Source organism: Mesorhizobium sp. M4B.F.Ca.ET.089.01.1.1 (assembly GCF_004022605.1).
GTDB lineage: Bacteria > Pseudomonadota > Alphaproteobacteria > Rhizobiales > Rhizobiaceae > Mesorhizobium > Mesorhizobium abyssinicae.
In genome coordinates, this window is record NZ_RZOS01000368.1 from 1 (window position 1) to 5,848 (window position 5,848).

A 5,848-nucleotide genomic window follows, 5' to 3' on the forward strand; every position below is an offset into this window, starting at 1 on the left:
CCCCCCCCCCCCCCCCCCCCCCCCGGCCCCCCCCCCCCCCCCGCCGTTGCCGCCGCCATCACCGCCGCCATTACCGCCGCCATCGCCGCCGCCGTTGCCACCGCCGTCGCCGCCGCCATCGCCGCCGCCGTTGCCACCGCCATCACCGCCGCCGCCAGAGCCGCCACCACCGCCGCCGCCGCCAGAGCCGCCGCCTTCACCGTCACTGGCAACGGTGGCTGCGATAAGGGCGGTCGTGATCGGCGGGCACATTGCGATTTGTGCTCGCGTCAGGATGCTTCCGCGATTGCTCGCAATGCAGCAGAGCGCGTAGTTGGATTCCGTCAGCGGCTGGCATTGTGCGGCCGTCATACGCGGCCGAACGCTGTTTTGTGCCGATGCGGGTATTGTCAGATTCACCGCTGCAAGAGCGGATGACACAAGCAAAAGTGCGCGAGCCCTGCTCGCGCAGGTTGGGTACAGGTGCATTTCTTCCTCCAAGAAGGGAAAAAAGGCGCTCCCGTCCCCAAACTGGGCGCTATGTCAAAGTTTCCGACCATCGGAAACAATTTGTTAAGCATACATTGTTTTAGAATCTGTGCAAACACTATCCGGCAGGGTTGATTTACCTGGTTCCGCGAACATCATCATCGCCTTGATCATTCGAGCTAGTTCGAGGGGATGAACGTGATACGTTTCGTGGCGCTTGTCGCCGCGGCCATGGCTTTGGCCGGCTGCAGCGAAACCATGCACACTTCCGACAGTTCGGCCATGATGGACACGGCGGGCTATGCATTTGCGCCGCCGGCCGCGCGCACCTTCTGCGCAAGGCAGCCGAGATACTGCAGTCCGACCGGACACGTCAGAGAGGTGAAGCTTACCGATCGCCGCATGGCCGAGCTGCAGGCGGTGAACAGTTCCGTCAATGCCAGGATCATGGCCCGCAACGACTCTGCTTCCGGCAGTGCCGACGACTGGCGTATCCCGACCCGGGAAGGCGATTGCGAGGATTTCGCAATCCTCAAGAAAAGCGAACTGATGAAACGCGGCTGGCCGGCTTCGGCCTTGCTGCTGACGGTGGCGACCCTCGGCGGCGCCGGCCATACGGTTCTCACCGTCCGCACGGACAAGGGTGACCTCATCCTCGACAATCGCAGCGGAGCCGTCAGGAACTGGTCGCAGACCTCCTATCGTTATTTCGCTCGCCAATCCCAGTCGCAAAGCGGCAAGTGGATGCGGATCGAATCCTAGCCAGATCCTCGCCCCACGCGGCCTGCGGATGTGCCTGGCGGGACAAATCAGGTCGCGTCCCGCGCTCACTCAATCCTTTGATTGTCTTGCAAGGCTGGTCCCCGCCATGGGATCATCACAGCTCGCTCCCTGGCCAGGCCCAGGGACTGGGGGAACAGCTGATACCAGGATCATTGCCCGTTTACCGACGCTCCTGGAGCAAAGGTCGGCGCCATGCGCGTGGATGTTATCGACGGCTTCGACACGCTCGTCCAACTGAGAAGCAACTGGGATGCTGTCTATGCGGCGGATCCCGAAGCTCAGTACTTCATGTCGTGGCCGTGGATAGCAGGCTGGTTCAAGCGGCTTCGCTATCAATGGCTCGTTCTGGCTGCAAGGGAAGATGATTCATCCGACTATGTCGGGTTCTTTCCGCTTCAGCTTCGAACCGAAAGGGCCAGGGACGGCGCATTCCACAACGAACTGAGGACCGGGGGCGGCTATTTCGCTGGATACAGCGGCTTCCTCTGCAATCCCGATGTTCAGGACGACGTCATCGTCGCGTTCGCCGAAACGGTGAAGCAGCAGAACTGGGCCAAGCTGCATCTCGAGAACATCTTTATGTCGCCGCGGCGGCTGAACGGTTTTCTGAGCGAGTTTTCCGCCCCGGCATTCCTGACCGGCAAGGTCAGGCGACCGGACGACGGAGATGGCGTCGATCATGACATCTATGTCTATGTGAACCTGCCCGGCGACTGGGAAGATTTCCTCAACGGCAGGCTGGGCGCGGCGACACGCAAGACCGCGCGGCGCACGCTGCGGGCGATCGACGATGCGGCCGAGTACCGTGTGACAGATGTTACCGCCGCGACATTGGAACGCGACCTGCAGATCCTGCTTCAGTTCTGGGAAAACCAGTGGGGCGCCAAGCTGGCGGCGCGATATCACCCTGGCCTGCCCAAGGCGATGATCAACAATTTCCGCAACATGCTGCGATGCGCCTTCGAGGACGATGCCCTTTACCTGCCCGTGCTTTGGCAGGGCGAGAACCCGATCGGCGTCCAGGCCACGCTGATCGATCGCAAGAACCGGTCCCTGATCGGCATGCTCAACGGACGCGACCTCAGCGTCAGGAAGCCGGCGCCCGGGTTCGCGCTTCATCTCTACAGCATACGCTGGGCCATTGAGAACGGCTTTGCCGTCTATGACCTGCAGACCGGGGACTTCGCCTACAAGTATGATTTCGGCGGCCTCGAGCGAAAGGTCGAATGCCTGCTCGTGAGCACCGCCACGCGCCGCAATCTGCGCGACGGCCTGGAGAGGCGAAGCCTGCCCGTCGTGCTTGCGCGGGCAAAAGCACTGCATCAGGCGGGCGACCTCGACGGGGCCGTTCGCGCCTGCAGACAGATCCTGAGCGCCGACCGATCCCATTCCGGAGCACGTCAGCTGCTCGACCAGCTGGATGCCGCGCGACGAGCGCTGCTGCCGCAGACGCTCAGTGTGGCCGCCCGTTTGCACCAGGCCGGAAACCTGGCCGAGGCCGAAAAGATCTATCGCGAGATCCTGGACGTCGAGCCCAGGCACTTCGACGTCCGCTATTTGCTCGGCGTGATCTTCCTTCAGCAGCGCAGATACGGCGAGGCGGAACAGCAGATCAACCAGGCGATCGAGATCAGGCCCGACGTCTCTGCCGGGCACTACAATCGCGGCCTCGCGCTGGCAAGGCTCGACCGCATCGAGGACGCGCTCGCAAGCTTGGACAATTGCATTGAACTGGAGCCGAGCCACAGCCAGGCGCTGGCCCTTCGCGCCGCTTTGGTGAGAAGCCTCCAGCCCGCCGCGAGCCTCACCCGGTAGCAGCCCTCATCTGGGGAACGAATTGTCCACGACGATGGACCATATGTCCTTGTTTATGGCCCTGATGTCCTCGATGGAATCGTGGATCCTGCCCATCTCCTTGTCATCGAGCGCTTCAATCTTCCCGTATTTGACGTCGTCCTTGCCGTCGACGATGCGCATCAGCTGCGTGCTTCCGTGCGATCCGCTCTCGTCGAATGAATAGATGCAATGGCTGTATTTGTTGCGCAGCTTTGCCTGGCGCGTGAGCTTGCCGGTGACGGTCAGCACCGCCTGGCGGCAATCCGCCGCCGTCTTCGGCATCTTGGCCAGCCGTTCGACCAGCTCGATACGGGCACGCGTCGTGTTCAGCGTCAGAAAGATGATGATCGCCGTTTCCTTGTCCACCTTCGCCAGGCCGGCAATCAGATAGATCAGCAGGCTTTCGGTGTTGGTCCATGTATAGTTCAACTGGCCAACGAGGAGCAGTATCTCCTGAAAGCGGGGCATCGCCGCCTCATGCCGAGGACTGGCTGATGCCCGGCTGTCTCGACCGATCCATGCCGCCGTAAAAGGTATCCTTGCGCGCATGAAAGACGGCGGCCGCTTCGGTCCTGTTGTGGGCTCCGAGCTTGGTGATGATGTTGTGCAGATGGATCTTGACCGTATGCTCGGACAGCCGGAGGGTCGCCGCGATGATCTTGTTCTGCAAACCGCGCGCTACCATTTCGAGAATCTGAAACTCGCGCTCGGTCAATTCACCCATCTCGTCGAAACCCGCGCGGTCCGTCGCCGATTGCTCGATCTGCAGCGAATGATCCGGAGCCCGGTCCGAAAGGCCCTTGGCGAAGGACTGGAACATCGCCAGCGGGAAGTATTCGGCGCCGCGAAGCATGAGCCTGATGACCGAAAGCCAGACGTCCAGCTTCAGATCCATGGGCAGGACGCTGCGCACGATCTTCAAATCGAGAACGTCCTGGATGGAAACAGGAACGCGGCTGTCGTGCTGTACCAGCACGATCGGCGCCGATGGATGGCACCGCATGAAAGCAGCCGCATGCGTATCGATATCCTGCAGGAATTCAGTGTCGATAAGGATCAGGCAAACAGGATGCTCGAATGTGTCGCAGGCCGCGTCCAGGCTTGTAGCCTGTTCCACGACGATGGAGGGAAACTCCCTCTCGATTGCGTAGACGAGACATTCCGGAAAGCTGTCTTCAGACGAAACAGTTAGAAGAATTCTGCGCGCCCAACTGTCTCCCGCACCGCTACCCACGGTGCTGCGCAAATTGACTCTGGACATGGTTGCCACCCCACCCTAGACCAAGACTGTCGATTTTTCGTTCTTTTCCCTTCTGCGATGTTGGGGGCCTCCACCCCACGAACAGCTAGCCTTAATGACTTATACACCAAATTAGGCGCCGCTGATATAGTTCGGACGAGCTATAGCTGATTTTACCGATCTCGCCGCCGATCAGCTGGTCCCGACAGGGCCGTTTTGACCTCGATTCGCGGCGAAATCCGGCCATTTTGCCCCTGTTGGCCACCTCCGCCACAGCCCGGCCGGACGGGCTAGGCCGAACTGTCAGCTTACAATCACATCCCCGTGGCCACAAACTTCCCGGGTTCCATGCGGGATTGGGGAACATCCAGGTCTCCCCTGTTTGAACGACCGGATCAGTGCTGATCCGGCGCTCGATGGGTGTTGCCTTGGCTGGGCCGCCTCTCCCGGAGTCAAAGGGAGGTATTCAAGCAAACAAATGACGAATGCCGGGTTTCGGACCTCAGTCCCCTCGGTCCGAGAATCCGTTCACCGCATTAGACGCAACGTCCGCGTACGGCCAATAACCGCGTAAGAGAAGAATGCGGTTCGGCGGTCGCGGCCTCAACAGAGGACACGATCATGTCTCTCGACCTCGACAAGAATAATATCAATGCATTCGGCTTGCAGATCGTCGACAGCGAATTCGATATCGGTGACGGCGGTGGCGAGAACGAAAACACGAACCACAACACGAACGACGCCAAGAACGAAAACGAGAACGAAAACAAGGCTTCGAACGAGAACGAAAACAAGAGCGAAAACGAGAACCAGAACGAGAGCAAGTCCTCGAACGAGAACGAGAACAAGGCCTCGAACGAGAATGAGAACAAGAACTCGAACGAGTCCAAGAACGAGAACTCGAACGAGAACAAGAACGTCAACGAGACCAAGGTCGATGTCGACGTCGACGTTGGCGTCAAGCTCGAGGGCGAGCTCGGGAACTCGGATGACGACTTCGCCGACATCTATGCCAACGGCGACATGAAAATCGACACCATGATCAACAACAAGGACGGCAACGTCACTTATGATCCTGGCGACGACGTCACCTTCAAGGACATCCTGAACAATTCGATGACCGGCGCCGGAACCAACACCGCGTCGATCATCAACCAGACCCTGAACATGTATGACAACGACAAGCTGGACAACGCGACCGTCAAGAACGACGCCGATTTCAAGCTTGATCTGAACGCCAAGGGCGGCAATTCCGAAGCCGGCGACGGCATCTCGGCCGGCGGCGGCGGCGGCAGCGGCGGCGATGACGCCAAGGCCAATGGCGGCGAAGGCGGCAATGGCGGCGACGCCAAGTCCGGCGACGTCGAGGCCGGCGACGGCAAGGGCGGCCTGGCGCTCAGCGCGGCCATCGGCGGCGACTCCAAGAGCGACAACAAGGCCGACGCCGGCGACGCCAAGGCAGGCGACGGCGATAGCGGCGACGCCAAGGGCGGCTACGGCGATGGCGGCGACGCCAAGGGC

At 60.7% G+C, this 5,848-nt stretch carries 4 protein-coding genes and 1 pseudogene; 3 read left to right on the forward strand and 2 right to left on the reverse strand.

Going from position 1 to position 5,848, the window contains the following annotated elements:
- Positions 1 to 726: 726 nt before the first annotated feature.
- Entirely contained in the window at positions 727 to 1,230 is a 504-nt protein-coding gene (locus EN780_RS25860) for a transglutaminase-like cysteine peptidase (protein WP_245500142.1), read from the forward strand.
- Between the two features lie 213 nt (positions 1,231 to 1,443).
- Positions 1,444 to 3,066 carry a GNAT family N-acetyltransferase gene (locus EN780_RS25865; RefSeq protein WP_128275709.1) on the forward strand — a complete coding sequence of 541 codons (1,623 nt, stop codon included), beginning with the start codon at positions 1,444 to 1,446 and terminating at the stop codon, positions 3,064 to 3,066.
- A 6-nt stretch (positions 3,067 to 3,072) separates the two neighbouring features.
- Here EN780_RS25865 and EN780_RS25870 read toward each other — a convergent pair whose 3' ends face one another.
- Together EN780_RS25870 and EN780_RS25875 are read right to left on the reverse strand one after the other, a co-directional pair.
- Positions 3,073 to 3,555, reverse strand: coding sequence for a hypothetical protein (locus EN780_RS25870; RefSeq protein ID WP_127308976.1), 483 nt, complete (start codon positions 3,553 to 3,555; stop codon positions 3,073 to 3,075).
- 7 nt (positions 3,556 to 3,562) lie between these two features.
- Complete coding sequence (locus tag EN780_RS25875; RefSeq protein WP_245500141.1) at positions 3,563 to 4,333, reverse strand: response regulator transcription factor; 771 nt, start codon at positions 4,331 to 4,333, stop codon at positions 3,563 to 3,565.
- Between the two features lie 615 nt (positions 4,334 to 4,948).
- Here EN780_RS25875 and EN780_RS38955 point away from each other — a divergent pair.
- A pseudogene (locus EN780_RS38955) lies at positions 4,949 to 5,848 on the forward strand (hypothetical protein); the annotation flags it as partial.

Coding starts and splice junctions, on each gene's coding strand:
- EN780_RS25860 (WP_245500142.1), top strand. CDS start 727: ATGCACACTTCCGACAGTTCGGCCATGATGGACACGGCGGGCTATGCA.
- EN780_RS25870 (WP_127308976.1), bottom strand. CDS start 3,555: ATGCCCCGCTTTCAGGAGATACTGCTCCTCGTTGGCCAGTTGAACTAT.
- EN780_RS25865 (WP_128275709.1), top strand. CDS start 1,444: ATGCGCGTGGATGTTATCGACGGCTTCGACACGCTCGTCCAACTGAGA.